The organism is Streptomyces sp. ALI-76-A (assembly GCF_030287445.1).
Taxonomy (GTDB): domain Bacteria; phylum Actinomycetota; class Actinomycetes; order Streptomycetales; family Streptomycetaceae; genus Streptomyces.
This window is the reverse complement of sequence record NZ_JASVWB010000002.1, coordinates 7,316,470-7,339,977: the sequence shown is the minus strand read 5'-3', so window position 1 is coordinate 7,339,977 and position 23,508 is coordinate 7,316,470. Positions and strand designations below refer to the sequence as shown.

Genomic DNA, 23,508 nt, shown 5'->3' with positions numbered 1-23,508 from the left:
CGATAAGCGCACAATCGACAGCACGAGATGGGTGGCAACGGTGGGCATGGGACAGCAGGCACGCACGCGGCGCGCCGCCACGACGGCCGCGCTGCTGGCCGCCACGATGTCGGCCGCGCTGGCGGCGGGCTGCACGGGTGCGGGCGGCCCGGCCGACGACGGCCGCGGACAGTCACCGTCGTCGCGACAGAGCCCGAGCGAGGGGCGGGACGAGAGCGGCCCCACCGGTGCCTCCGTGCTCGCCGTGAAGCTCGACAACGCGCGGGCGGCCCGGCCGCACACCGGCCTCGACGCGGCGGACCTCGTGTACGTCGAGCAGGTCGAGGGCGGGCTGAGCCGGCTGATGGCGGTGTACGCGAGCGAGCTGCCGAAGGCGGTCGGGCCGGTGCGCAGCGCCCGCGAGTCGGACCTGGAACTGCTGGCCCAGTTCGAGCGGCCGGCACTCGCCTTCTCCGGCGCGCAGGGCAGGCTGATGCCCCTGATCGACAAGGCGCGGCTGGACGCGCGGACCCCCGAGAAGGCGGCCGACGCGTTCTACCGCGACCCCGACCGGGCCGCTCCGCACAACCTCTATCTGCGCCCCGGCGAGCTGCCGGCCTCCGCGCCCGGCGCCGACGCCCTGACCACCGGCTTCCGCTACGGCCCCGCGCCCGCGGGCGGGGAGCCCCGGGAGTCCCGGACCGTGCGCTATCCGGCGGCCCGCTTCACCTTCACCTGGTCCGCGGAGCGGGCCGGCTGGCTGCTCTCGACGGACGGGGCACCGACCGAGACGTCCGACGGGGAGCGGGTGGCCCCGGCGACGGTGGTCGTGCAGCACGTGAAGGTGCGCGCGTCGGCCTTCCGCGACTTCCTCGGCAACAACACGCCGTACACCGAGACGGTCGGCTCCGGGACGGCGGAGGTGCTGCGCGACGGACGCTCCTACGACGTGCGGTGGGAGCGCCGATCGGCCACGGACGGCACCGGGTTCACGACGGCGGACGGCACGCCGGTGAACTTCGCCGAGGGACAGGTGTGGGTCGTGTTCACCGGGGCGTGAGGCGCGGGCGCGGGCTCAGGTGCGGGTGGCCAGGGGTTCCGCGGGGTTGCGGAGCCCTTCGGCCGCGTCCGAGACCCGGCGGATGAGGTCGAGGAAGACGCTCTGCTCCGCTGCCGAGAGGGGGGCCAGGAACACCTGGTTCATGCGGGCCGTGCGTACGGTCAGCTTGCGGTGGGTGCGCAGCCCCTCGTCGGTCGGACGCAGCAGGAAGCGGCGGCCGTCCTGAGGGTCGCGGACCTTGTCGAGCAGTCCCCGCCGGTCCAGCCGGCTGATCACCTCGGCGATCGTGGACCGGTCGAGCCCCACCCGCTCGCCGACCGTGCGCTGGTCGAGCCCGGGCTCGGCGACCAGGGCGTTGAGGACCGCGAACTGGGGCGAGGTGATCTCCTCGGAGACCATCGTGTTCCACAGCAGGTAGTGCGCCTGCTGGAGCCGCCGGGCCAGGTGCCCGGGGTGGGTGGAGAGGTCCACCGCGGCCATGTGCGCTCCCGAGGTCGTGTTCGTGCCGTGATCGTCGGTCGTGTTCGCGGATCGTATGTCGCGGGTCGTATGTCGCGGGTCGTATTCGTTGGTGTACTGAACAATACTCGGCGGCACCGGCACTGTCTCGGGGCCGACGCGACGACGTGACCTCCGGCTACCCGGGCCCTTGACGCCCCGCCGCGCCGGTGGCAGCGTGAGGGACACCTCGCTGAGATAATCAGTGCGCTGACTAATTCCGACTGACTCGACTGTGACGGTCGCGGACCTGGGTGCGCGTACGGGATGGGGCTTCACGGATGGACAAGGTGGTCGCCACGGCCCTGGAGGCCGTGGCCGACGTGCCGGACGGCGCGTCGCACGCGGTCGGCGGCTTCGGTCCGAGCGGTGTGCCGAGCGGTGTGCCGAACGTACCGATCCAGGCGCCGTACGGGCGCGGGACCGGCTCTCTCCGCGTGGTCTCCCACACGTGCGGGGCGATGGACACCGGCCTGCCGGTGCTGCGGCCGGCGGGGCGGATCGCCCGGGTGACCGGCTCCCGCATCGGCGCGTTCGAGAAGTTCGTCCGCCCGTACCTGCCTGACGTGCGGTCCGTCCACACCGTCGACGCGGTCCGTACCCCGGTCGGGCGCTCCGACGGCGCCCTGACGCCGGTGCGGCCGGAGGACCCGGCCGCCGCCCCGCGTGAACTCCTCGCCCGTGCCCCCCGGGCGGACCCGTCCCGGATCGAGCACGTCCACCAACCGTGGGCCGGCCGCGGCCTGCCGCGCCGTTCCCCGCGCCCCGCCCGGGGCGACTCCGCGCCCCCGGTCCGACGAGACCGTCAGGAATCCCAGGAAACCTCATGACTCTCACGCAGCACGACATCGACCTGGAGATCGCGGCCGAGCACGCCGCGTACGAGAGGCGGATCGCCGACGGGGCACCCGTCGAGCACCAGCCGCGCCGCGACTACGCCCCGTACCGCTCGTCGGTCCTGCGGCACCCCAAGCAGCCGCCGGTCGCGATCGACGTGAGCCGGGACCCGGAGCTGGTGGAGCTGGCCTCCCCCGCCTTCGGGGAACGGGACATCACCGAGATCGACAACGACCTGACCCGGCAGCACAACGGCGAGCCCATCGGCGAGCGCGTCACCGTCTCCGGCCGGCTCCTCGACCGCGACGGGCGCCCGGTCCGCGGCCAGCTGGTCGAGATCTGGCAGGCGAACTCGGCGGGCCGCTACGCGCACCAGCGCGAGCAGCACGACGCCCCGCTGGACCCGAACTTCACCGGCGTGGGCCGCACCCTGACCGACGACAGCGGCTTCTACCGGTTCACCACCGTCCAGCCGGGCCCGTACCCGTGGCGTCAGCACGTCAACGCCTGGCGGCCGGCCCACATCCACTTCTCGCTCTTCGGTTCGGCGTTCACACAGCGGTTGGTGACGCAGATGTACTTCCCGAACGACCCGCTGTTCCCGTACGACCCGATCATCCAGTCGGTGACGGACGACGCGGCCAGGCAGCGGCTGGTGGCGACCTACGACCACAGCCTGTCGGTGCCGGAGTTCTCGATGGGCTACCACTGGGACATCGTGCTCGACGGACCGCATGCCACCTGGCTCGAAGAAGGACGCTGACCTGCCATGACGAGGATCGACACAAGTCGCCCGGAGACCGTGCTGCCCACCCCGTCGCACACGGTCGGCCCGTTCTTCGGCCACGCGCTGCCGTTCCGCGGCGGCGGCGACATCGCCCCGCTCGGCCACCCGGACACGATCGCCGTGCACGGGCGCGTGTACGACGGCGAGGGCGAACCGCTGCCCGACGCGTTCGTGGAGCTGTGGGGGCCCGACCCGGACGGCAACCTGCCGGCGGTCGACGGCTCGATGCGGCGCGACCCGGCCAGCGGTGGCTTCCTCGGCCGCAACGGCGTGGAGTTCACCGGCTGGGGCCGCATGGAGACGGACGCGAGCGGCCACTGGTCGGCGCGCACGCTGCGGCCCGGCGCGCGGGGTCACAGCGCCCCGTACCTCAGCGTGTGCGTCTTCGCGCGCGGACTGCTGGTGCACCTGTTCACCCGGATCTACCTGCCGGGCGACGAGGCGGCGCTCGCCGCGGACCCGCTGCTGGCGCGGCTGGACGCGGCGCGGCGCGACACGCTGATCGCCGTGGCCCAGGGCAACGGCACGTACCGTTTCGACATCCGCCTTCAGGGCGAAGGCGAGACGGTCTTCCTGGAGTTCCAGTGACATCCGTGTTCTCGGACACCGGTCTGCTCGCCCCCGGGTGGGCGGACTCCCCCGCCGCGTCCGCGACCTGCGACAGCGCCTTTCTCCAGGCGCTGCTCGACGCGGAGGCCGCGCTGACCCGCGCCCAGGCCGCGTTGGGGCTCGCCCCGGCACAGGCCGCCGCGGCGGTGACCCGGGCGGCCGAGGCCGGCCGCTTCGACGCGGGCTCGCTCGCGCGGCGCGCGCGCGGCGGCGGGAACCCCGTCATCCCGCTGGTCGCCGACCTGACGCGAGAGGCCGGCGAGGAGTACGGCCCGTACGTCCACCGGGGCGCCACCAGCCAGGACATCATGGACACGGCGATGATGCTGGTGGCCGGGCGGACCCTCGCCCTCGTCCTGGACGACCTCGGCCGCACCGAGCGGGCGCTGGCCCGGCTCGCCGCCGGCCACCGGGACACGGCGATGCCGGGGCGGACACTGACCCAGCACGCCGTCCCCACGACGTTCGGTCTCAAGGCTGCCGGATGGCGGTCCCTGGTGCTCGACGCGCGGGACCGGACGGCGGCGGTACGGGACGCGCTGCCCGCCCAACTCGGCGGCGCCGCCGGCACGCTGGCCGCCTTCGAGGCGTACGGCGCGGCGGACCCGGCGGCCGTGCCGCGGGCCTACGCGCGCGAACTCGGCCTCCAGGCGCCCCCGCTCCCCTGGCACACCCTGCGCACCCCGGTGGCCGACCTCGCGGGGGCCCTGGCCTTCACCGCCGGGGCGCTGGGCAAGGTCGCCGTGGACGTGCTCACCCTGTCCCGCACCGAGATCGCCGAGGTGACCGAGGGCAGCGGCGGCGGTTCGTCGGCCATGCCGCACAAGGCGAACCCCGTCCGCTCCACGCTGATCGCGGCGGCGGCCCGGCGCGCCCCACAGCTCGCCGCCACGCTGTACGGGTCGCTGGTGGCGCAGGACGAACGTCCGGCCGGGGCCTGGCACGCCGAGTGGGAGCCGCTGCGGGACCTGCTCCGACTGGTCGGCGGCGCGGCCCGGGACGCCGCCGAACTCGCCGAGGGGCTGCGGGTGCACCCGGACGTCATGCGGCAGCACCTCGACCTCACCCACGGGCTGATCGTGTCCGAGCGGCTGTCCGCCGTGCTGGCGCCGCTGCTCGGCCGCGCCCGCGCCAAGTCCCTGCTCACGGACCTGGCCCGGCGTACGTACAGCGAGGGCCGGCCCCTGCGCGAACTCCTGGCCGAGGAAGCCGACTTGAAGCACATCGATGTCGGCCTCGACGAGCTCACCGACCCCGCCCGCTACACGGGCGCTGCCGGCGCCCTCACCGACCGTGCTCTGGAGCGACGTTGACCGACCGGCTGCTCAACCACCGTACCGAGGGGCCCGCCACCGCTCCCCCGCTGCTCCTCGGGCCCTCGCTGGGCACGTCGTACGCCCTGTGGGACCTGGTCGCGCCCGAACTGTCCGTCACCCACCGGGTGATCCGCTGGGATCTGCCCGGGCACGGTGGCTCCGCGGCCGGCCTGATCGGTCCCGGCGCCACCGTCGCGGACCTCGCCGCTCTGGTGCTGGCGCTCGCCGACTCCCTGGGCGTCGACCGGTTCGCGTACGCGGGCGTGTCCCTGGGCGGCGCGGTCGGGCTGCACCTGGCGGTGCACCACCCGGAACGGGTGTCGTCGCTGGCGGTGATCTGCTCCTCGGCCCACTTCAACGGTTCCAGGCCGTGGAGGGAACGGGCCGAGCAGGTGCGGCGCGAGGGCCTGGACGCGCTCGCCGAGAGCGCCGACGCCCGCTGGTTCACCGACGGGTTCACCGTGCCGGAACTCGTGCGTGACCACCGGGACGCCGACCCCGGGGCGTACGCCGCGTGCTGTGACGCGCTGGCCGCGTTCGACCTGCGGGACCGGCTGGACGGCATCCGCGTCCCCACCCTGCTGGTCGCGGGCCGGCAGGATCCGGCGACACCGCCGGCCCATCTGCGGGAGATCGCGGACGCCGTCCCCGGCGCCGCGCTCGTCGAGATCCCGGGAGCCTCGCATCTCGCGCCCGCGCAGTGCCCGCGGGCGGTGCTCACCGCCCTGCGGGCACACTTCGACGGCGGGGCGGAGCGGGGCATGGAGGTACGGCGCCAGGTCCTCGGCGACACCCACGTGGACCGGGCGCAGGCCCGGCAGACCCCGTTCACCGCACGCTTCCAGGACTTCATCTCCCGCTACGCGTGGGGCGAGATCTGGACGGACCCGACCCTCACCCGCCGCGAACGCAGCATGATCACCCTGACGGCCCTGGTCGCGCACGGCCACTACGACGAGCTGGCCATGCACGTACGGGCCGCCCGGCGCAACGGGCTCACGCCCGACGAGATCGGCGCGGTGCTGCTGCAGACGGCCGTGTACTGCGGGGTGCCGGCGGCGAACTCGGCCTTCGCGACGGCTCAGCGGGTGCTCGCGGAGGAGGGGGAGGAGGGCTCGGCGGGGTGACGCATGCGGTGGCGGTGTCAGGGGCCGCTGACGCCCGCGTCCCGCGGTGACGGAGGCATGAGCACCATCCCTGATCACCGGTGCCGCTTCCGCCGTGGACCGGTACGTCCTCTTCCAGCCGGTCCGCTGGGGCCAGGGTTGTCGCCCGCGGGCGGGATCCGGACCGTACGGAACAGCTCGTCGGCGCGGCGATGGTCCGCGAGGGCGGAGCAGTCCCGAAACAGGGTCGCCGACTGCCTGCCGGGTGTCCTGGCGCCGGCCACCCGGCGACCGGGGCCGGCCGCCGCTTCGACGGCACTCGGCCGGCGCGGGCCCACGCGGGCCAACGCGGGTCCGTACGGCCCGGAGGCGCGCGGGCGGCCGGCGGAGGTGACCGGCACCCGCTCGTCCGCCGGACCCCTCAGCCGCCTACCGCAGCCCGCGTCCCGTCTCCAGCACCGCGCTCGCCTGGACGGCCAGGCCGTCCGCTCCGCAGGAACGTGCCAGGGCCAGGCCCCGCTCGAGCTCGGCGGCCGAGCGGGACAGGATGCCGTACTCGACGCGGGCCGCCGCGTGTTCGTACTGGCAGGGTGAGGCCTCCAGGTAGGCGACCGCCTGGGCGGCCAGCCGGACCGCGCGCTGGCCCGTCTCCAGGGCGGCGGCGCAGCGCAGGGCCTCACCTATGGCGGTGTCCGTGCCGAAGCGCTCGGCGTGCCGGCGGGCGTCGGTGGCGAGCTGGGCGGCCCGGCCCGGGTCCTCCACCGCGAGGGCTCTGGCGAGGTCGACGGCCCCCGGCACCAGCACCGGGTTGTGGTGTCCGCGCGCGGCCGCGGCCTTCTCCGCGGCCTCCAGTTCGTTGACGCCCTCCTCGAAGCGGCCGACCGCGAGCAGCAGACGGCCCCGCACCGAACGGGGGTCCGGCAGCACGATGGTGGAGGGGTAGGGCGGGGCGAAGCCGTACTGTCCGGCGATCGACCAGGCCTCGTCGACGTGGCCGCGGGCGAGCAGGGTGTCGACGAGGTTGCAGGTCGCCGACCAGTACAGGGGCAGGCCGCGCCCGACGCGTTCGGCGATGCGCAGCGACTCGCGCAGGGACGCCTCCGCCTCGCGGAGCCGGCCGCGCCTGCGGTGCCCGAGGCCGACGTAGGCGTGCGCGAGGGCGAGGTGGCCGCCGCTCCAGCCGGCCGACTCGTAGGCGCGCAGGGCCTGGGTGAACAGGCTGTCCGCCCGGTCGAGCCGGTCGGTGTAGGCGTACGAGGAGGCCAGCATCATGGGGAGTTCGACGCCCCACTCGCTGTCCGTCCAGCCCAGTCCGGGCGCGAGCAGGCCGTTGACGAGGGCGCGGTCGCACAGTTCGACGATCTCCTCGGCGTTCTCGCCGTGGGTCATGGCGTCGAAGCCGCGCAGGATCAGCAGGGCACGCTCGGCGTTGTCCCGGCCGGTGCAGCCGCGGGCGAGTCCGGCGAGGCGCTCGGAGCGTCCCGGGGAGGTGGCCTCGCCCGCGTGGATGCCCTCCCACATGTACTGCACGGCCTGGAGCCGCATCCGGGCGGGCCCGGGTTCGTGCCGGGCGGCCTCCGCCTCGACCGTGCGGACGGCCTCCTCCAGCTGGTCGTTGTGCAGGAGTGCCTGGGAGAGGCGGAAGACGGCGTCGACGCGGGCGGCGCCGTCGAGGCCCGGCAGGGCGAGCGCGGTCTGCAGATGGTCGATGGTCCGGGCGGGCGCGGTCAGCAGGGTGGCGCAGCCCAGTTCGTAGAGGACGCGCGCGTGCACCTCGGGCGACGGGGGTTCCAGCAGGGCGCGTTCGAGGCAGCGGCGGGCCGCGTCGGGGGCGCCGACCGCGAGATGGTCCCGGGCTGCCTCGCGCAGCTGCTCGACGAGCTCCTCGTCGTCGTCCGGGTGGACCTGGAGGAGGTGCCGGGAGGCGGCCGCGGCGCCGAGACCGGAGTCCGTGACGACCTGCGCGGCGATACCGTGCATCGCGGTGCACAGTGCGGGCGGTATGGAGTCGTAGACGGCGGTGGCGATCAGCGGGTGGACGAACTCCAGGTCGCCGCCGCCCGCTTGGGCGTTCGCCGGATCCGGGGCGGTCAGGATCCGCGCGTTGCGCAGGAGTTCGGCGCAGCGCACCGCCTCGGCGCGGCTGAGGGTGGCGAGTTTGGCCACCAGGTCGACGGAGATGCCGGTGCCGAGGATCGCGGCCGCCCAGGCGAACCGGGTGGCGTCGATGCCGAGTTCCTCCAGGCGGGCGACCAGGCCGCCGCCGCGGGCCGCGCGGTTCAGGGCGCGCAGTTCGCCCGCGGCGGCCTCGGTGGGCGCCAGCCCGCTGTCGCGCACCTTGGCGAGGAGTTCCACGGTCTCGTACGGGTTGCCGTCGGTGACGGCCCACACCTCGCGGCAGAAAGGGGCGTCGGCGTGGTCGCCGAGGGTGGCGCGGGTGAGTCCGGCGGTCGCCTGCGGGGTGAGGGCGCTCAGGGTGGTGGCGGGGTGGCCCGCGGTGGCGGCGACCGCGTCGAGGAGCCGGGCGCTCTCGCCGGTCACCTCACCCGGGCGGCGGGCCACCACGACCAGGACGGACAGGTCGTCCAGGCGCTCGGCGAAGGCGGCGAGCCAGCGCAGGGTCTCCTGGTCGGCCCAGTGGGCGTCGTCGATCAGCAGCACCAGCGGCCAGTCGCGCCGGGCCAGCCGGCGCACCGCGGCGACCAGTCCCTCGGTGACGCCCTGCGGGTCGGCCTGCCGCTCGCCGGGCTCGGTGATGCCGAGGGCGGGTCCGGCGATGTCGTACCAGTCGCCGAGGTACTCGCGGGCCTCCTCCGGCATCAGGGACAGCAGCGCGGGTTGCAGCAACTGCCGTACGACGTTGAAGGGGACGGACCTGAGGGTCTCCCCGCCGCGGGCCGACCACACCGCGCAGCCGTGCCGTTCGGCGATGCGACGGGTCTCGGCGAGCAGGGCGGTCTTGCCGAAGCCCGCCTCGCCCCGGATCACCAACAGGCTGCCCGAGGAGGAACTGTCCGCGCGCAGGGTCTCGACCGCCCCGACGACGGCGTCGACTTCCTTCTCGCGCTCCCACAGGGCGGCCGAGGCGGCCTCCGTGGGCCCGACCTCCGTCATCCCGCTCCCTCCCCCACAGTCACCCGAACGACGTACAGAACTCGAGAGTAGCCCTCCGACTGCCGAAGCGGAGGCCGGTCCGGGCACCTGTTGCCATGACGGGTGAAGTCGGGTACGGAGGTCGACGCGTTGTGCCCGTGACCTGCCGTCACGAACCCTGACTGACTGTCAGGAACGGTCACGCGACGGGTCGGAGAGTCCCATCGGCAGGGGGAAGTACCTGTGCGCGGTGAGGACGGGGAAGACGTGCGGGGCGGGTGCCGGGCGGGAGGTCCGGCCCGCCGAGTGCCGGTCCGGTCGGTGACACCGGTGTCCAGGGCTCGCGGGCGACGGCGAGCCGCGGCAGGGGCGAGGGCGTGAACCCCAGCCACCCCGCCGGCCGGGCGACACCCCCCGCCCCCGCCGGACCAGGCAGGTCGAACCGGCCGGAAATGGTCCGGGCCGACCGGGAGCCCTCTCATCCCTCTTTCACCGAGTGCTCATACGGTGGGGGCATGACGCAGGAGACTCCCCCCGGCTGGTATCCCGACCCCGGGCAGACAAGTGACGCTCCCGCCACCGAACGCTGGTGGGACGGTAAGGCATGGACGGACCAGACCCGCCCCGCGGGATCGGCCGCCGCGTGGGGTCCCCCGACGCCGGTGCCGGCCGCCGGGGCGCACCCGGCGTACCCCGGCCACCAGGGGTATCCGGGGTATCCGGGCCACCCGGGGTATCCCGGCAGGCCGCCGGGCGGCTCGCGGCGCGGACTGCGGGCCGGCATAGCCGTGGGCGCGGCCGTCGTGGTCCTCGCCTGCATAGGTGTGGGCGTGTACGCGCTCTCCGACAGCGGCCGAAACGGCGACACCGCCGACTCGCGGCCGGGACAGGGCGGGACCGGCGGCCAGGGCGGCCCCTTCGGCGACTCAGGAGGCTCCGGTGAGTCCGGCGGTTCGGGCGGTTCGGGCGGTTCGGGCGGCGCGTCCCCCGGACCGGACCGCTCCCCCGCGCCCGGCCAGTCGGAGGCGCCGAAGATCGAGAGCGGTTCGGTGACCGACGCGGTCGACGGGATCAGCCTGCCGATCCCGGACGGCTGGTACGGCCGGGAGATCTCGGTGGGCGCGCAGATCACGTCGGACGACTCCTACGACTGCCCCGCCGACACCTCGCAGACGTGCACGAAGGGCGGCGCGTACTCGGCGCCCGCCCTGGCGCTCGGCACCAAGGGGTCCACGGCCGAGCAGGTGGCGAAGGCGGACATCCCGGCCAACGCCGAGGAGTCGTACGGCAAGGGCTACGGCGAGATCACCTCGCACGACGTGCTGGCCTCCAAGGCGGTGACCGTGGCCGGGCAGAAGGGCTACCTGGTCCGCTGGAAGGCGGTCACCAGCAAGGGCGCCGACGGGTACGTCCAGTCGCTGGCCTTCCCCTCCCCCGCGAACCCGCGGCAGATGGTCGTCGTCCGCTTCGGCGTGGACGTCGGGGAGCCGCAGTCCGTCATCGACGACATCACCAAGGGCATCAAGGTGTCGACGGGCGGCGGCAACGGCCAGGACGTCTGACGGGACACGCGTCGGCCGGGTGGGGCGCCTCTCCGCTCGAGAGGCGCCCCACCCGGCCGGGGGTGCGCGCCGCCCCCGTCCCCACGGTGCGGCGCGAGCAGGTCACCGTCCGGTCATCCCTGGACGGCGGCCCGGGTCTCAGGTCAGGCCCAGCGCCGGCAGTACGGCGGCCTCCACGAAGCGGACCAGGTAGTCGGGGTCGGCGTACTTGCCCTCCAGCACGGGGCGGGCGCGCAGGACGCCGAACATCTGCGCCGGGATGTACTCCAGTGCCGGATGGTCCGCCGCGACCTCGCCGCGCTCCACACCCCGCCGCAGGATCTCCTCCAGCGCGGCGATCTCCGGATCCACGAGCGCCTCACGCAGCGCGCAGGCGAGCTCGCCGTCCTGCGTGACGGCGTGGCCGAGCGCGTGGACCAGCTTGGTGTCGCTCGTCGACCAGGCGCCCGCCGCCCGCGCGGCCTCGCGCAGGTCCCCGGCGAGCGAACCGGTGTCGATGCCGACGAACCGCACCCGCCGGCTGGCGCGCAGGGCCGCCGCCACGAACTGGGGCTTGGTGCGCCACTGCCGGTAGAGCGTGGACTTGCTGCACCGGGTGCTGGCGGCGACCCGCTCCATGGTCACGGAGTCATAGCCGCACTCACGGATCTGTTCGAGGACGGCGTCGAAGAACTCCCGCTCACGCTCGGGCGTGATCTTGGAGCGGCGCGAGGCGGCGACCGTCTCCGGTCCGTCCGCGGCCTGCGACGTCATCTGTTCTTCTCCTCACTCGGGTCCGGCGGCCTGGGGACCCGCGTTCCCCTGTGGTCCCAGTGTGTCGCATGTCAATCGAGACGCCAGTGTACCGGTACGCAAGCGTATCGGTACACTATCGTATCGGTACGCACCCGTACCGCTTACTTTCCGGTGCCGTACGAGTCACCAGCCCGTCCGGAATCGGCACACGCACCACCGTCAGCGAAAGGGCCGGGGGATGAATGCCCGCACCGAGCCTTCCCGAACATCCCGAGCGGAACCGGCCGCGACAGCGCGCCCGCCGCTCGTCCGTGAGCTGCTGCTCGTCGCGGGGCTGTTCCTCGTCTACAAGTTCGGCCGGCAGCTGGCGACGGGCCACACCGCCGATGCCTTCCGCAACGCGGACCGCGTGTGGGACCTGGAGCGGGCCGTCCACCTGCCCGGCGAGGGCTCGGTGCAGTCCCTGCTGCTGCACGGCGACACGCTCGCGCACCTGGCGAACACCTACTACGCCACGGTCCACTTCCCGGCCACCGCGGCCTTCCTGGTCTGGCTCTACCTGCGCCGCCCCGCGCACTACGTCCGGGCCCGCCGCGCCCTCGCCGCGCTGACCGCCGCCGCCCTGGTGCTGCACCTGGTGTTCCCGCTCGCCCCGCCGCGCATGCCGGCCGCGGCCGGCCTGGTCGACACCGCGCGGGTGTACGGCCCGTCGGTGTACGGCCCGCCGCAGACCGACCACCTGTCCAACCAGTTCGCGGCGATGCCCTCGCTGCACTTCGGCTGGGCGCTGATGGTGGCGATCGGCCTGATCGTGGCGACCAGGTCCCGCTGGCGCCCGCTGTGGCTGCTGCACCCGCTGCTGACCCTGCTGGTGATCGTCGGCACGGCGAACCACTACTGGCTGGACGCGCTCGCGGCGGCCGCCCTGCTCGGTGTGGCGCTCGCGGCGATCCACCTGCCGCGCCGCACGGTGTCCCGAGCCCGCCGGGTGCCCGACCGGCTCGTAGCGGCCGACGAGAACGTCCTGGTCGGGGCCGGCCGATGAACGCCACCCTGCTCGCCGTCGTCCTGTCCCTGTTCTCCGCCGTCGCCTACGCGGCCGCCGCCGTCGCCCAGGAGCGCCTGGCCTCCCGCGATCCCGGCTCGGGCCTGCCGCGGCTGCTGGGTTCGGGGGCCTGGTGGTGGTCGGTCGGGCTCAACGCGGCGGCCGCGCTGCTGCACGTCGTCGCCCTCACGTACGGTCCGCTGACCGTGGTCCAGCCGCTCGGCGCGCTCACCCTGGTCGCGGCCGTGCCGCTGGGCGCGCGGGTCGCGGGGCGGCGGGTCGGCGCGGTGGAGTGGCGGGGCACCGCGTTCACCCTGGCCGGACTGTCGGCGATCCTGGTCACCGCGTCCGGGCCCGCGCCCGACGACGTGCTGAGCGTGCCCGAGGCGCTGGCGGTCGCGGGCGTGACGGCGACCCTCATCGGTGCGCTGGCGCGGCGGGGCGCCCGACCCGGCCTGCGGCACGCGACGGCGTCCGGCTTCGCCTCCGGGGTCGCCTCGGCACTCACCCAGACCGTCACGGTGGCGGTGACGGACCGTTCCGGCCCGCTGCTGAGCATCGAGGTGATCGGGGTGGCACTGCTCGTCGCCGCCTTCGCGACGGGCGGGCTGCTGCTGTCCCAGACGGCCTACCGGGGCGGACTCGGCGCCCCGCTCGCGGTGGTCACCCTGGCCAATCCGGTGGCCGCGGTGGCGATCGGGCTGGCCCTGCTCGGCGAGCGGCCGCGGGGCGGCCCGGCGGGCGTGCTCCTCGCGCTGGCCGGAGCGGGCCTCGCGGCCTGGGGCGTCCTGCTGCTGACCCGGGCGGCACCGCACGCCACCCCGCACGTCACACCGCCGGACGAACATCCGGTGGTGGCGGTGCTGGCGCTGGCGCCCGGATCCGCGACGGCCGAACCGGTGCTGATGCCCCGGCCGTCGGAGCCGGGACACCTCACCTCGTTGTGAGCCGCGAGCGGCGAGCCGTGGGTGGCGAGCGGCGAGCCGTGGGTGGCGAGCTGTGAACAGCGGGCTCAGCACCCGCTGTGGGCGGGCTCGCTGGGGGGCGGGCTCGCTGTGAGCCGGCTCAGCCCAGTCCGCGCGAGTCCTGCTTGAGCGCGGTGTCGACGGTGAGCGCCGTCGCCACGACGAGGCTCAGCAGCGGCTCGGGCAGCTGGTAGTGGATCTGCAGGACGTAGTTGTCCGCGGTGGTGAACATCGTCTTGGCGAGGCCTTCCCAGGTCTTGGTGATCCGGGCGACCTCGTTCTCGGCGTGGTCGACGATCGCGAAGTTCCAGGCGCGCCAGTTCTCCGCCTTGATCGCGCCGACCTGCTGTCCGTTCACGTTCATGGCGAAGCTGATCTTGCCGATCATGTTCTGCTGGACGATCTCGCCGACCGGCTGACCGTCCGGACGCGTCACGATCACCCGGGACCTGACGAACTTCCGGGGCCGGGTCAGCAGCAGCACCGGCTGTCCGTGGGCGTCACGGATCTCCAGCCTGTGCGTCATGAACTGGTCGACGCTGGCGACGAAGCGCAGGACCTTCTTCAGCGCGCTCTGCCCGACCTGGACGACCGAGCCGAGCTGGTTGCCGTTCTGGTCCATGACCGTGTACTCGTTGGTCAGCTCGATCAGCTTGGCCTTCTGGTTCACCACCAGCACCGGCTCGGTGAACAGGCTGCCGCCGCCGGAGCCGCTCGGCGCGACTCCGGCCTGCTGCTGCACCTGACGCTGGACGCGCGGGTCCGGGCCGGCCGGCTGCTGGGGCATCTGCGGCGCGGCCTTGGCCTGCTGGTCCGCGTTGGTGTGGTCGGTCCACTGCGCGCCGTCCCAGTAGCGGAGCGTCTGCGCGGCTCCGTGCGGGTCCGGGTACCAGCCTGCAGGTGTGTTCGATTGCGTGGTCACCGGGGCACACTACCCCGGCCCCGTCGGTTTCCGGCCGGCCCGGTGAGCCGCCCCCGATCAGGCTCTACACGGTCCTGACCGCCGGGTCGCTCACCCCCGCGCGCCCGTTCTCGACATGTCCCGCGAACCTGCGCAGGAAGGCCGGGTCGGCCTCCGAGGTGACGGTCAGGTCGTACCAGCGCCGGCTCGCCGTGAGGTCGACGGTGTGCCGCACGGTGGTACCGGCCCGCACGGTGAAGGTCCTGGTCCGGCCGCCGTAGCCGTCGGCGACCTTCAACCGGGCCGTGCCGGACGTCCGGTTGGTGAAGGTCAGCTGGACGTCGTCGCCGGTGTGCCGTGCCGTGACCTCGGGTCCGGCCTTCGTGTTCGCCCCCTTGAAGGCGCGCAGGAAGCCGTTGGGACCGTGCACGGTCAGGTCGTACGCCCCCTTCGAGTGGGCCGAGTTCCAGGTGTCCGCGATCGTCCGGCCGGCCTCGGTGGTGTACGTCCACGGGCCGTCGGCGCGGTTGCCGGAGGTGACGTGGAAGGCGCCGCCGGCCTTGGCGCCGGACGCGAAGGTCAGGGTGAACCTCCCGGCCGCGGTGTCCGCGGAACCGTCCACGTACGGCGCGTACTTGAGCGGGCGCGCCGGACGCAGACCGCGTTCCTGCCGGGGCAGGCGCGGGTCGGCGGGCGGCGTGGGCCGGTAGTCGGGGTGACGGTCGCGGTCCTGCGGCTCGTAGCCGTCGGTGTCGGGCAGCGCGGCGGGCCGGGGGTCCCTGCGGGAGAAGTCGAAGGCGGAGGTGAGGTCGCCGCAGACGGCCCGGCGCCACGGCGAGATGTTCGGCTCGCGCACGCCGAAGCGACGCTCCATGAACCGCAGGATGGAGGTGTGGTCGAAGGTCTCGGAGCAGACGTAACCGCCCTTGCTCCAGGGCGAGACGACCAGCATCGGCACCCGCGGGCCGAGTCCGTAGGGACCCGCGACCCGCTGGGGGTCGCCCTGGTAGAGGTCCGGGCCCACGTCCACCGTGGACTTGCCCTGGCCGGCGTCGCGGGGCGGCAGCGGCGGCACGACGTGGTCGAAGAAGCCGTCGTTCTCGTCGTAGGTGATGAACAGGGCCGTCTTCGCCCATACCGCGGGGTTCGAGGTGAGCGCGTCGAGCACCTGGGCGATGTACCAGGCGCCGTAGTTCGAGGGCCAGTTGGAGTGCTCGGAGAACGCCTCGGGGGCGGTGACGTAGGAGATCTGCGGCAGCCGGCCGGCCTTGACGTCGGCCTTCAGCAGGTCGAAGTAGCCGTCGCCGTTCTTCACGTCGGTGCCGGTGCGGGCCTTGTCGTACCAGGGGTCGCCGGGCTTCGCGTCGCGGTACTTGTCGAAGTAGAGCAGCGAGTTGTCGCCGTAGTTGCCGCGGTAGGCGTCCTGGATCCAGCCCCAGGAGCCGGCCGCGTCCAGGCCGTCGCCGATGTCCTGGTAGATCTTCCAGGAGATCCCGGCCTTCTCCAGGCGCTCGGGGTAGGTCGTCCAGCCGTAGCCCAGTTCGTCGTTGCCGAGGACCGGCCCGCCGCCCCGGCCGTCGTTGCCGGTGTAACCGCTCCACATGTAGTAGCGGTTGGGGTCGGTGGACCCGATGAAGGAGCAGTGGTACGCGTCGCAGACGGTGAAGGTGTCGGCGAGCGCGTAGTGGAACGGGATGTCCTCGCGGGTCAGGTACGCCATGGTCGTGGCGCCCTTCGCGGGCACCCACCGGTCGTAGGCGCCGTCGTGGTAGGCGGCCTGGCCGTCGGGCCAGGAGTGCGGCAGGCCTTCGAGGAACTGCATGCCGAGGTCGTCGGCGTCCGGGCGGAAGGGCAGCAGGTCCTTGGTGCCGTCCGACTGGTACCAGACCGGCTTGCCGCTCGGCAGGGTGACCGGGCGCGGGTCGCCGAAGCCGCGCACGCCCCGCAGCGAGCCGAAGTAGTGGTCGAAAGAACGGTTCTCCTGCATCAGGACGACGATGTGCTCGACGTCCTGGATGGTCCCCGTGCGGTGGTTCGCCGGGAGCGCGGCGGCGCGCTGGATGCTGTTCGACAGTGCGGTGAACGCCGTGGTGGCGCCCGCGAGTTGGAGGAATCTGCGCCGGTTGACTTCGGACATGGCTGAGGGACCTCTTCGCTTCGAGGGGCGAGACCGGCCGGATCATGACGGAACACGCGCGCTTGGAGTGTTCCAAGAGCACCGAACCGCAGGGAAGGGTGCGGTGGCGCCGGTGTGAAGGTCACGGGTACGGGGGGTGCCGGCCCCGGGAGCCGTCGGTCGCGCCGGGGCGTCGACCCGGGACCGAAGCGGTCGCACGTGCCTTCCGCGGGACGGAAGAGGCATTGCCGCGCCGCGACGTCCTTCCGGATGATGGCGCCACCGAAGAGAGACGGGAGCCGCTTCCATGCCTCACATGACCGCGTTCGCCAGGAACCAGTGGTACGTCGCCGCCTACAGCCACGAGGTCGGCCGCGAGGAGCTGCTCGGGCGGACGATCCTCGGTGAGCCGCTCGTGTTCTACCGGACCGAGGAGGAGGGCACGCCCGTCGTCCTGCACGACCGCTGTGTGCACCGCCGCTACCCGCTGTCCGAGAGCCGCCTCGACGGTGACCGGATCGTGTGCGGGTATCACGGGTTCACCTACGACACGACCGGCACGTGTGTGTACGTGCCGGGGCAGAAACGCGTCCCGCGCACCGCCCGCGTCGCCTCCTACCCGGTCGTCGAGCAGGACTCCCTGGTCTGGGTGTGGATCGGCGACCCGGCGCTCGCCGACCCGCAGACGATCCCGCGCGCCCGTCACCTCGACTCCCCCGGCTGGGTCACGGTGCGCGGCATGGAGCCGATCGACGCCGACTACGGTCTCCTCGTCGACAACCTGCTCGACCTGTCCCATGAGACGTATCTGCACGGCGGGTACATCGGCACGCCCGAGGTCGCGGAGACTCCGATCACCACGGAGGTCGACGAGGGCGCGGGGATCGTGCGGGTGAGCCGGCACATGGACGACGCCGCCTGCCCGCCGTTCTACGCCAGGTCCACCGGCATCGAGGGGCGGATCACCCGCTGGCAGGACATCGAGTACCACGCGCCGTGCCTGTACCTGCTGCACAGCCGGATCGCGCCGGTCGGGGTGCTGCCGGAGCCCGACGGCAGCGACCCGAACGGCTTCCACACCGAGATCACGTACGCCATCACCCCGTCCGACGACGGCAAGGTGTACGACTTCTGGATGGTCTCGCGGGACTGGGCGACGGAGGACGCCGAGGTCACCGAGTTCCTTCGGGGCAACAACCACACCGTGGTCATGCAGGACGTCGACGCGCTCAACCTGCTGCAACGGACCCTGGGCACCGAGCGGACCGGCTACCAGGAGCTGAGCATCAACATCGACACCGGGGGTCTCGCCGCCCGCCGTATCCTCGCCCGGCTGGTCGAGGAGGGCGACAAGCCCGTGGAGAAGGTCCTGTGACGGAGCTCTTCCCCGACCGGCCGCGCGAGGTCTACCGCATCGACTGGCTGCCGGGCACGGACGTCCTGCACGGCACCTGTCACTGCGGTCGCGAGCACTCCTCGCAGGATCCCGTCGAGATGTGGGAGTGGATGCTCGCCCACCCGCGAGGACACGAGCCGCACGCAGACGAGCCGCGCGCGAACGCGCACCAAGGACACGAGCCGCGAGGACACAGCTCATGACCGCGTTCGAAGCCGAACTCGTCGTCACGGGCCGGGAGCCGGCGGCCGACGGCGTGCTCGCCCTGACCCTGCGCCACCCGCTGGGCGAGCCGCTGCCGGCCTGGGAGCCGGGCGCTCACATCGACGTCGTCCTCGGCCCCGGCCTGGAACGGCAGTACTCCCTGTGCGGCGACCCGGCCGACCGCGCCGCGTGGCGGATCGCGGTGCTCCGCGAGCCGGACGGGCGCGGTGGATCCGCCTATGTGCACGAGCGGCTGGCGCGGGAGGACACGGTGCGGGTGCGCGGTCCGCGCAACCACTTCGCGCTGCTGCCCGCCCCCCGCTACCGCTTCGTCGCGGGCGGCATCGGCATCACGCCCGTGCTGCCGATGCTGGCCGCGGCCGAGGCGGCGGGCGCCGAGTGGAGCCTGCTGTACGGCGGCCGCACGCGCGCGTCCATGGCGTTCACCGGGGAACTGAGCCGGTACGGCGACCGCGTCACGATCGCCCCCCAGGACGAGGTGGGGCTGCTCGACCTCGCCTCGGTGCTCGACGCCCTGCCCGAGGGCACCCTGGTGTACTGCTGCGGTCCCGGGCCGCTGCTGGACGCGGTGGAGGCGCGGTGCCCGGCGGCGGCGCTGCACGTCGAGCGCTTCCAGCCGAAGGCCCAGGAGACGGGTGGTGACACCGAGTTCGAGGTGGAGCTGGCGCGCAGCGGCCGTACGCTGACCGTCCCCGCGGACGTGTCGGTGCTCGACACCGTGCGCGCCGCCGGGGTCGAGGTGCTGTTCTCCTGCACCGAGGGAACCTGCGGCACCTGCGAGACGGACGTCCTGGACGGCACCCCGGACCACCGGGACTCGGTGCTCAGCGACGAGGAACGCGAGGCCGGCGAGACGATGCTCATCTGTGTGTCCCGGTGCCGGGGGAAGCGGCTCGTCCTGGACCTGTGATCCGCAGGTCGGCCTCGATCCGGGCCACCGCCGCGAGCAGGCGTGGCAGCAGGTCGCTGCGGACCGACGCCACGGAGGTGCGGCCGGCGTGCACGGCGATGTTCACGCCGGCCACCACCTGTCCGTCCCGGTCGCGCACCGGGGCGGCGACGGACCGGAGCCCCTCCTCCAGCTCCTGGTCGACCAGCGCGTACCCCTGCCGCCGCACCCGGCGCAGTTCGGCCCGCAGGGCGTCCGGCGTGCCGATCGTGCGGGCGGTCAGCGGGCGCAGGTCCGCGCGGGCGAGGCGGGCGTCGATCTCCTCGTCCGGCAGATCCGCGAGGATCACCCGGCCCACGGAGGTCACGTGCGCCGGGAAGCGGGTGCCCACGGTGATCGTCGCGGACATGATGCGGCGGGTCGGCACCCGGGCGACGTACACGACGTCGTCGCCGTCCAGCACGCACAGCGACGAGGACTCCCGTATCTCCGAGACGAGTTGCTCCAGGTGCGGCTCGGCGAGCTGAGGAAGGGTCAGACCCGCGAGGTAGGCGTAGCCGAGTTCCAGGACCCGCGGGGTGAGCCGGAAGTGCCGGCCGTCGCACTGGACGTAGCCGAGATCCGTGAGGGTGAGCAGCAGCCGGCGGGCGGCGGCGCGGGTCAGATCGCAGGCGCGGGCCACCTCGCTGAGCGTGCGCGCCGGGTTCTCGGCGTCGAAGGAGCGGATGACGGCGAGGCCCCGTTCGAAGGACCTCACGAAGTGCGGTGCGCGGACCGGTTCGGGCATCACGCCCTCCTGACTGTCAACGACCTTGTCATCCTTGCCCATTGACCGTTCCGGACGGTCGTTTCTCCATTCCCCTCCACCCTGGCCGAGCACTAGTGTGCGGTGTGCGCACAACCTGTCGGAACACCGTAGTCTGCACAGGAGGAGCCATGCGTCGTCTGTTCGCCGGTCTCGCGGCCGGCACCGTCCTTCTCGCCACGGCGGCCTGTGGCTCGTCCGACGACTCCGGTACGCCGGGCAGCACCCCGTCGTCCGGCACCACCACCACCGTCCAGCTGGGCCTCATCCCCATCGTGGACGTGGCGCCCGTCTATCTCGGGCAGAAAAAGGGCTTCTACGGGAAACACGGCCTGAAACTGACCATCACCACCGCACAGGGCGGCGCGGCCATCGTGCCGGGTGTGGTCAGCGGCCAGTTCCAGTTCGGCTTCAGCAACGTGACGTCGCTGATGATCGCCCAGTCCAACAACGTGCCCGTCAAGGCCGTGGTCAACGGCATCGCCTCGACGGGCGTGCAGGGCAAGGACTTCAACGCCCTGATGGTGAAGAAGGGCAGCGCCATCAAGTCGGCGAAGGACCTGGAGGGCCGGAAGGTCGCCATCAACACGCTCAAGAACATCAACGAGACCGCGGTGCGCGAAGCGGTGCGTGAGGCGGGCGGCGACCCCGACAAGGTCACGTTCGTCGAGCTCGCCTTCGACCAGATGCCCGCCGCCCTCGACCAGGGCCGGATCGACGCGGTGAGCGTGGTCGAGCCGGCCAGCGCCACCGTCAGGAGCCAGGGCGGCGTGGAGATCGCCTCGCCCCTGGTCGACGTCGCCCCGGACCTCACCGTCGCCATGTACTTCACCTCCACGCGGTACGCGCAGCAGAACCCGGACGTGGTGAGGAAGTTCGAGGCGGCCACCGCGGAGTCCCTGGCGTACGCCGACGCCCACCCGGACGAGGTCCGCGCGATCGTCACCACGTACACGAAGATCCCGGCTCCGGTGCTGGAGCAGGTGACGCTGCCGAAGTGGCCGGCCGAGGCGAACCGCGCCTCCATCGAGACGCTGCGGCAACTGGGCCAGGACGACGGCCTGTTCAAGGCGGAGCCCGACCTGGACAAGCTGCTGCCGTGAAGGGTCTGAACATCGCCCTCGGTGCGACCGGACTCGTGGCCTTCCTCGCCCTGGGCGAGGCGGTGCCGCGGCTCGGCCTGGTCGAGGAGGCGTACTTCCCGCCCACCAGCCGCATCGCCGACGCCTTCGCCGGCGAACTCGCCGACGACACGTTCTGGACGGCGCTCGGCGACACGCTCACCGGCTGGGCGGTGGGGCTGGCGGTCGCGGCGTGCGCGGGGATCGTCGTGGGGGTCGTCCTCTCGGTCGTGCCGTATCTGCGCGAGGTGACCGCCTCCACCATCGAGTTCCTGCGCCCGATCCCGTCCGTCGCGCTGATCCCGCTGGCGGTCCTGCTGTACGGGACGGAACTGCGCTCGGTGCTGCTGCTGGTGGTGTACGCATCGTTCTGGCAGGTGCTGATCCAGACCCTGTACGGCGTGCAGGACATCGACCCGGTCGCCGAGGAGACGGCACGCTCGTACGGGCTGGGCACCTGGGCGCGGATCCGGTACGTGCTGTGGCCGACCGCGCTCCCCTATGTGATGACCGGGGTGCGGCTGGCGGCGGCCGTCGCCCTGATCCTCACGATCACCACCGAACTCGTCATCGGTGCCCCCGGGCTGGGCGCCCGGATCGCCGTGGCGCAGAACTCGCAGGCGGTCCCGGACATGTACGCGTTGATCGTGGTGACCGGACTGCTGGGCCTGCTGATCAACGTGGGCGCGCGGTCGGTGGAGCGGCGGGCGCTGGCCTGGCACCAGTCGGTGCGCGGGGAGGTGGTGGTGTGAGGCGCTTCCTGCTGCGTGTGGTGTTCGTCCTCGCGCTGCCCCTCGTGCTGCTGACCGTGTGGTGGCTGGCGTCCGACGACAGCACGGACGTGTACTGGCCTCCGCTGCGGACCATCCTGCGGGCCTTCCCGGACGTCTGGACGGGCGAACGGCTGCGCACGGACGCGCTGCCCAGCGTGCTCAGACTCGCGGCCGGCTACGTGACGGCGGCCGTGGTGGGCGTCGCCCTCGGCACGGTCATCGGGTCCTTCCGGCGGGTGCGGGCGGTGTGCGAACCGGTGCTGGAGTTTCTGCGGGCGGTGCCGCCGCCCGTCCTGATCCCGGTCATCATGCTGTTCGCGGGCATCGGCGACACGATGAAGATCGTCGTGATCGCGAGCGGCTGTGTGTGGCCGATCCTGCTCAACACCGTCGAGGGCGTGCGGGCGGTGGACTCCGTGCTGGCCGAGACCGCCCGTTCGTACGGCATCACGGGCGCCGCGCGCCTGCGCCACGTGGTGCTGCGCTCGGCGAGCCCGCAGATCTTCGCGGGGCTGCGCCAGGCGCTGTCGATCGGCATCATCCTCATGGTCATCAGCGAGATGTTCGCCGCCAGCAGCGGTCTCGGTTTCACCGTGGTCCAGTTCCAGCGCGGTTTCGCGATCCCCGACATGTGGACCGGGATCCTGGTGCTGGGCCTGCTGGGCTTCCTGCTGTCGGTGGTGTTCCAGCTGGCCGAGCGGCGCGCGCTCGGCTGGTACCACGGTCTGCGCGCCTCCACCCGGCGGTCCCGGTGACGTCCGAGAAAGGGCAGAGCATGCTCGACGTACGCGGCCTGAAGAAGGTCTACGAGGGATCCGGGCGGCGGGTCGAGGCGGTGCGCGACCTGACCTTCACCGTCGCCGCCGGTGAACTCGTCTGTCTGGTGGGCCCGTCGGGCTGCGGCAAGACGACCCTGCTGAAGTGCATGGGCGGACTGCTCGCGCCGACGGCGGGCGAAGTGCTGCTGGAGGGGCGGAAGGTGACCGGTCCGCCGCCCGGGATGGCCTTCGTCTTCCAGGAGTACGGCCGCAGCCTGTTCCCGTGGATGCGGGTCGGCGAGAACGTCGAACTCCCTCTGAAGCAGAAGAAGGACCTGGGCAAGGCGCGGCGCCGTGAGCTGGTGGCGGACGCGTTGCGCTCGGTGGATCTCGCGGACGCGGCCGGGGCGTATCCCTGGCAGCTGTCGGGCGGCATGCAGCAGCGCGTGGCCATCGCCCGTGCGCTCGCCTACGAGCCCCGGGTGCTGCTGATGGACGAGCCGTTCGCGGCGGTGGACGCCCAGACCCGCGCCGACCTGGAGGACCTGGTGCGGCGGCTGTGGCGGGAGCGCGGCATCACGATCCTGTTCGTCACCCACGACATCGACGAGGCCGTCTACCTCGGCGAGCGGGTGGTCGTGCTGTCCGCCTCCCCCACCGTCGTGCAGGAGCAGCTCAAGGTGGATCTGCCGGACGAGCGCGACCAGTTGCACACCCGGGTGGCCCCGCGCTTCGCCGAACTGCGGACCCATGTCTACGAACAGATCCAGGCGGCGAAGCGCGGGACCACGGTGTCGGTCACGAAGTCCGATACGCCTCCACCTCTCTGAGCTGGGCCGCGGGCCATCCGGTGTTCGCGGTGACGTGCAGCCGCAGGTGCCGCAGGTTCGTTCCGCTCGGCAGGGGGACGGTGACGGCGTTGCCGGTCGCCG

21 protein-coding genes and 1 pseudogene are annotated in these 23,508 nt (G+C 73.0%); 16 read left to right on the top strand and 6 right to left on the bottom strand.

The annotated features are described in order from the left end of the window. Window positions 1-46 precede the first annotated feature (46 nt). Complete coding sequence (locus tag QQS16_RS33415; protein WP_286065787.1) at window positions 47-1,039, top strand: DUF3048 domain-containing protein; 993 nt, start codon at window positions 47-49, stop codon at window positions 1,037-1,039. Between the two features lie 15 nt (window positions 1,040-1,054). On the opposite strand, the gene QQS16_RS33410 is transcribed toward QQS16_RS33415, so the two are convergent. Then, window positions 1,055-1,519 (bottom strand): MarR family winged helix-turn-helix transcriptional regulator, encoded by a 465-nt coding sequence (locus QQS16_RS33410; RefSeq protein ID WP_286065786.1) that lies wholly within the window; start codon window positions 1,517-1,519, stop codon window positions 1,055-1,057. A gap of 299 nt (window positions 1,520-1,818) precedes the next feature. Here QQS16_RS33410 and QQS16_RS33405 point away from each other — a divergent pair. The 5 genes and pseudogenes from QQS16_RS33405 to pcaDC all read left to right on the top strand — a co-directional run. Continuing rightward, window positions 1,819-2,097: pseudogene (locus QQS16_RS33405) on the top strand (CoA-transferase); the annotation flags it as partial. Between the two features lie 266 nt (window positions 2,098-2,363). Continuing rightward, window positions 2,364-3,137 (top strand): protocatechuate 3,4-dioxygenase subunit beta, encoded by a 774-nt coding sequence (pcaH, locus tag QQS16_RS33400; protein ID WP_286065785.1) that lies wholly within the window; start codon window positions 2,364-2,366, stop codon window positions 3,135-3,137. Between the two features lie 6 nt (window positions 3,138-3,143). Then, window positions 3,144-3,749, top strand: coding sequence for a protocatechuate 3,4-dioxygenase subunit alpha (gene pcaG / locus QQS16_RS33395; RefSeq protein ID WP_286065784.1), 606 nt, complete (start codon window positions 3,144-3,146; stop codon window positions 3,747-3,749). Beyond that, a complete protein-coding gene (gene pcaB, locus QQS16_RS33390) occupies window positions 3,746-5,083 on the top strand; it encodes a 3-carboxy-cis,cis-muconate cycloisomerase (RefSeq protein ID WP_286065783.1) in 1,338 nt (445 codons plus the stop codon). The genes pcaG and pcaB overlap by 4 nt, the downstream gene beginning before the upstream one ends. Then, window positions 5,080-6,213, top strand: coding sequence for a bifunctional 3-oxoadipate enol-lactonase/4-carboxymuconolactone decarboxylase PcaDC (gene pcaDC, locus QQS16_RS33385; RefSeq protein ID WP_286065782.1), 1,134 nt, complete (start codon window positions 5,080-5,082; stop codon window positions 6,211-6,213). The genes pcaB and pcaDC overlap by 4 nt, the downstream gene beginning before the upstream one ends. Window positions 6,214-6,621: 408 nt before the next feature. Here the strand turns inward: pcaDC and QQS16_RS33380 are convergent, their stop codons facing one another. Beyond that, window positions 6,622-9,306, bottom strand: a complete 2,685-nt coding sequence (locus QQS16_RS33380) for an ATP-binding protein (RefSeq protein WP_286065781.1) — start codon at window positions 9,304-9,306, stop codon at window positions 6,622-6,624. A 494-nt stretch (window positions 9,307-9,800) separates the two neighbouring features. Here QQS16_RS33380 and QQS16_RS33375 point away from each other — a divergent pair, with 494 nt between their 5' ends. Further along, entirely contained in the window at window positions 9,801-10,847 is a 1,047-nt protein-coding gene (locus QQS16_RS33375) for a DUF2510 domain-containing protein (protein ID WP_286065780.1), read from the top strand. Window positions 10,848-10,985: 138 nt separating this feature from the next. On the opposite strand, the gene QQS16_RS33370 is transcribed toward QQS16_RS33375, so the two are convergent. After that, window positions 10,986-11,600, bottom strand: coding sequence for a TetR/AcrR family transcriptional regulator (locus QQS16_RS33370; protein ID WP_286065779.1), 615 nt, complete (start codon window positions 11,598-11,600; stop codon window positions 10,986-10,988). A 220-nt stretch (window positions 11,601-11,820) separates the two neighbouring features. On the opposite strand from QQS16_RS33370, the gene QQS16_RS33365 reads away from it, so the two are divergent. Together QQS16_RS33365 and QQS16_RS33360 are read left to right on the top strand one after the other, a co-directional pair. Next, complete coding sequence (locus QQS16_RS33365) at window positions 11,821-12,627, top strand: phosphatase PAP2 family protein (RefSeq protein ID WP_286065778.1); 807 nt, start codon at window positions 11,821-11,823, stop codon at window positions 12,625-12,627. Continuing rightward, window positions 12,624-13,574: a DMT family protein gene (locus QQS16_RS33360; protein WP_286065777.1), complete on the top strand. Its 951-nt coding sequence runs from the start codon at window positions 12,624-12,626 to the stop codon at window positions 13,572-13,574. The genes QQS16_RS33365 and QQS16_RS33360 overlap by 4 nt, the downstream gene beginning before the upstream one ends. 118 nt (window positions 13,575-13,692) lie before the next feature. Here QQS16_RS33360 and QQS16_RS33355 read toward each other — a convergent pair whose 3' ends face one another. Together QQS16_RS33355 and QQS16_RS33350 are read right to left on the bottom strand one after the other, a co-directional pair. Continuing rightward, window positions 13,693-14,514, bottom strand: coding sequence for an LURP-one-related family protein (locus tag QQS16_RS33355; protein ID WP_286065776.1), 822 nt, complete (start codon window positions 14,512-14,514; stop codon window positions 13,693-13,695). 64 nt (window positions 14,515-14,578) lie between these two features. After that, entirely contained in the window at window positions 14,579-16,630 is a 2,052-nt protein-coding gene (locus QQS16_RS33350; protein WP_286065775.1) for a phosphocholine-specific phospholipase C, read from the bottom strand. Between the two features lie 286 nt (window positions 16,631-16,916). Between QQS16_RS33350 and QQS16_RS33345 the strand changes: the two genes are divergently transcribed. The 3 genes from QQS16_RS33345 to QQS16_RS33335 are packed head-to-tail and all read left to right on the top strand — an operon-like array spanning window position 16,917 to window position 19,140. Next, entirely contained in the window at window positions 16,917-17,984 is a 1,068-nt protein-coding gene (locus tag QQS16_RS33345) for an aromatic ring-hydroxylating dioxygenase subunit alpha (RefSeq protein ID WP_286065774.1), read from the top strand. After that, window positions 17,981-18,208 carry a hypothetical protein gene (locus tag QQS16_RS33340; protein ID WP_286065773.1) on the top strand — a complete coding sequence of 76 codons (228 nt, stop codon included), beginning with the start codon at window positions 17,981-17,983 and terminating at the stop codon, window positions 18,206-18,208. The genes QQS16_RS33345 and QQS16_RS33340 overlap by 4 nt, the downstream gene beginning before the upstream one ends. Further along, entirely contained in the window at window positions 18,205-19,140 is a 936-nt protein-coding gene (locus tag QQS16_RS33335) for a PDR/VanB family oxidoreductase (protein WP_286065772.1), read from the top strand. The genes QQS16_RS33340 and QQS16_RS33335 overlap by 4 nt, the downstream gene beginning before the upstream one ends. Here QQS16_RS33335 and QQS16_RS33330 read toward each other — a convergent pair. Beyond that, entirely contained in the window at window positions 19,091-19,906 is an 816-nt protein-coding gene (locus QQS16_RS33330) for an IclR family transcriptional regulator domain-containing protein (RefSeq protein WP_286065771.1), read from the bottom strand. The two genes, QQS16_RS33335 and QQS16_RS33330, sit on opposite strands and share 50 nt — an antisense overlap. A gap of 149 nt (window positions 19,907-20,055) precedes the next feature. Between QQS16_RS33330 and QQS16_RS33325 the strand changes: the two genes are divergently transcribed. Genes QQS16_RS33325 through QQS16_RS33310 form a run of 4 tightly spaced genes read left to right on the top strand, consistent with a single transcriptional unit; the run spans window position 20,056 to window position 23,406 of the window. Then, the gene (locus tag QQS16_RS33325) at window positions 20,056-21,027 is read left to right on the top strand and encodes an ABC transporter substrate-binding protein (RefSeq protein ID WP_286065770.1); all 972 of its coding nucleotides are present in this window, start codon (window positions 20,056-20,058) and stop codon (window positions 21,025-21,027) included. Continuing rightward, window positions 21,024-21,797 (top strand): ABC transporter permease, encoded by a 774-nt coding sequence (locus QQS16_RS33320; RefSeq protein ID WP_286065769.1) that lies wholly within the window; start codon window positions 21,024-21,026, stop codon window positions 21,795-21,797. Before QQS16_RS33325 ends, QQS16_RS33320 begins: the two co-directional genes overlap by 4 nt. After that, window positions 21,794-22,573, top strand: a complete 780-nt coding sequence (locus QQS16_RS33315) for an ABC transporter permease (RefSeq protein ID WP_286065768.1) — start codon at window positions 21,794-21,796, stop codon at window positions 22,571-22,573. Before QQS16_RS33320 ends, QQS16_RS33315 begins: the two co-directional genes overlap by 4 nt. 20 nt (window positions 22,574-22,593) lie before the next feature. Continuing rightward, window positions 22,594-23,406 (top strand): ABC transporter ATP-binding protein, encoded by an 813-nt coding sequence (locus tag QQS16_RS33310; protein ID WP_286065767.1) that lies wholly within the window; start codon window positions 22,594-22,596, stop codon window positions 23,404-23,406. The last annotated feature ends 102 nt before the right edge of the window (window positions 23,407-23,508 follow it).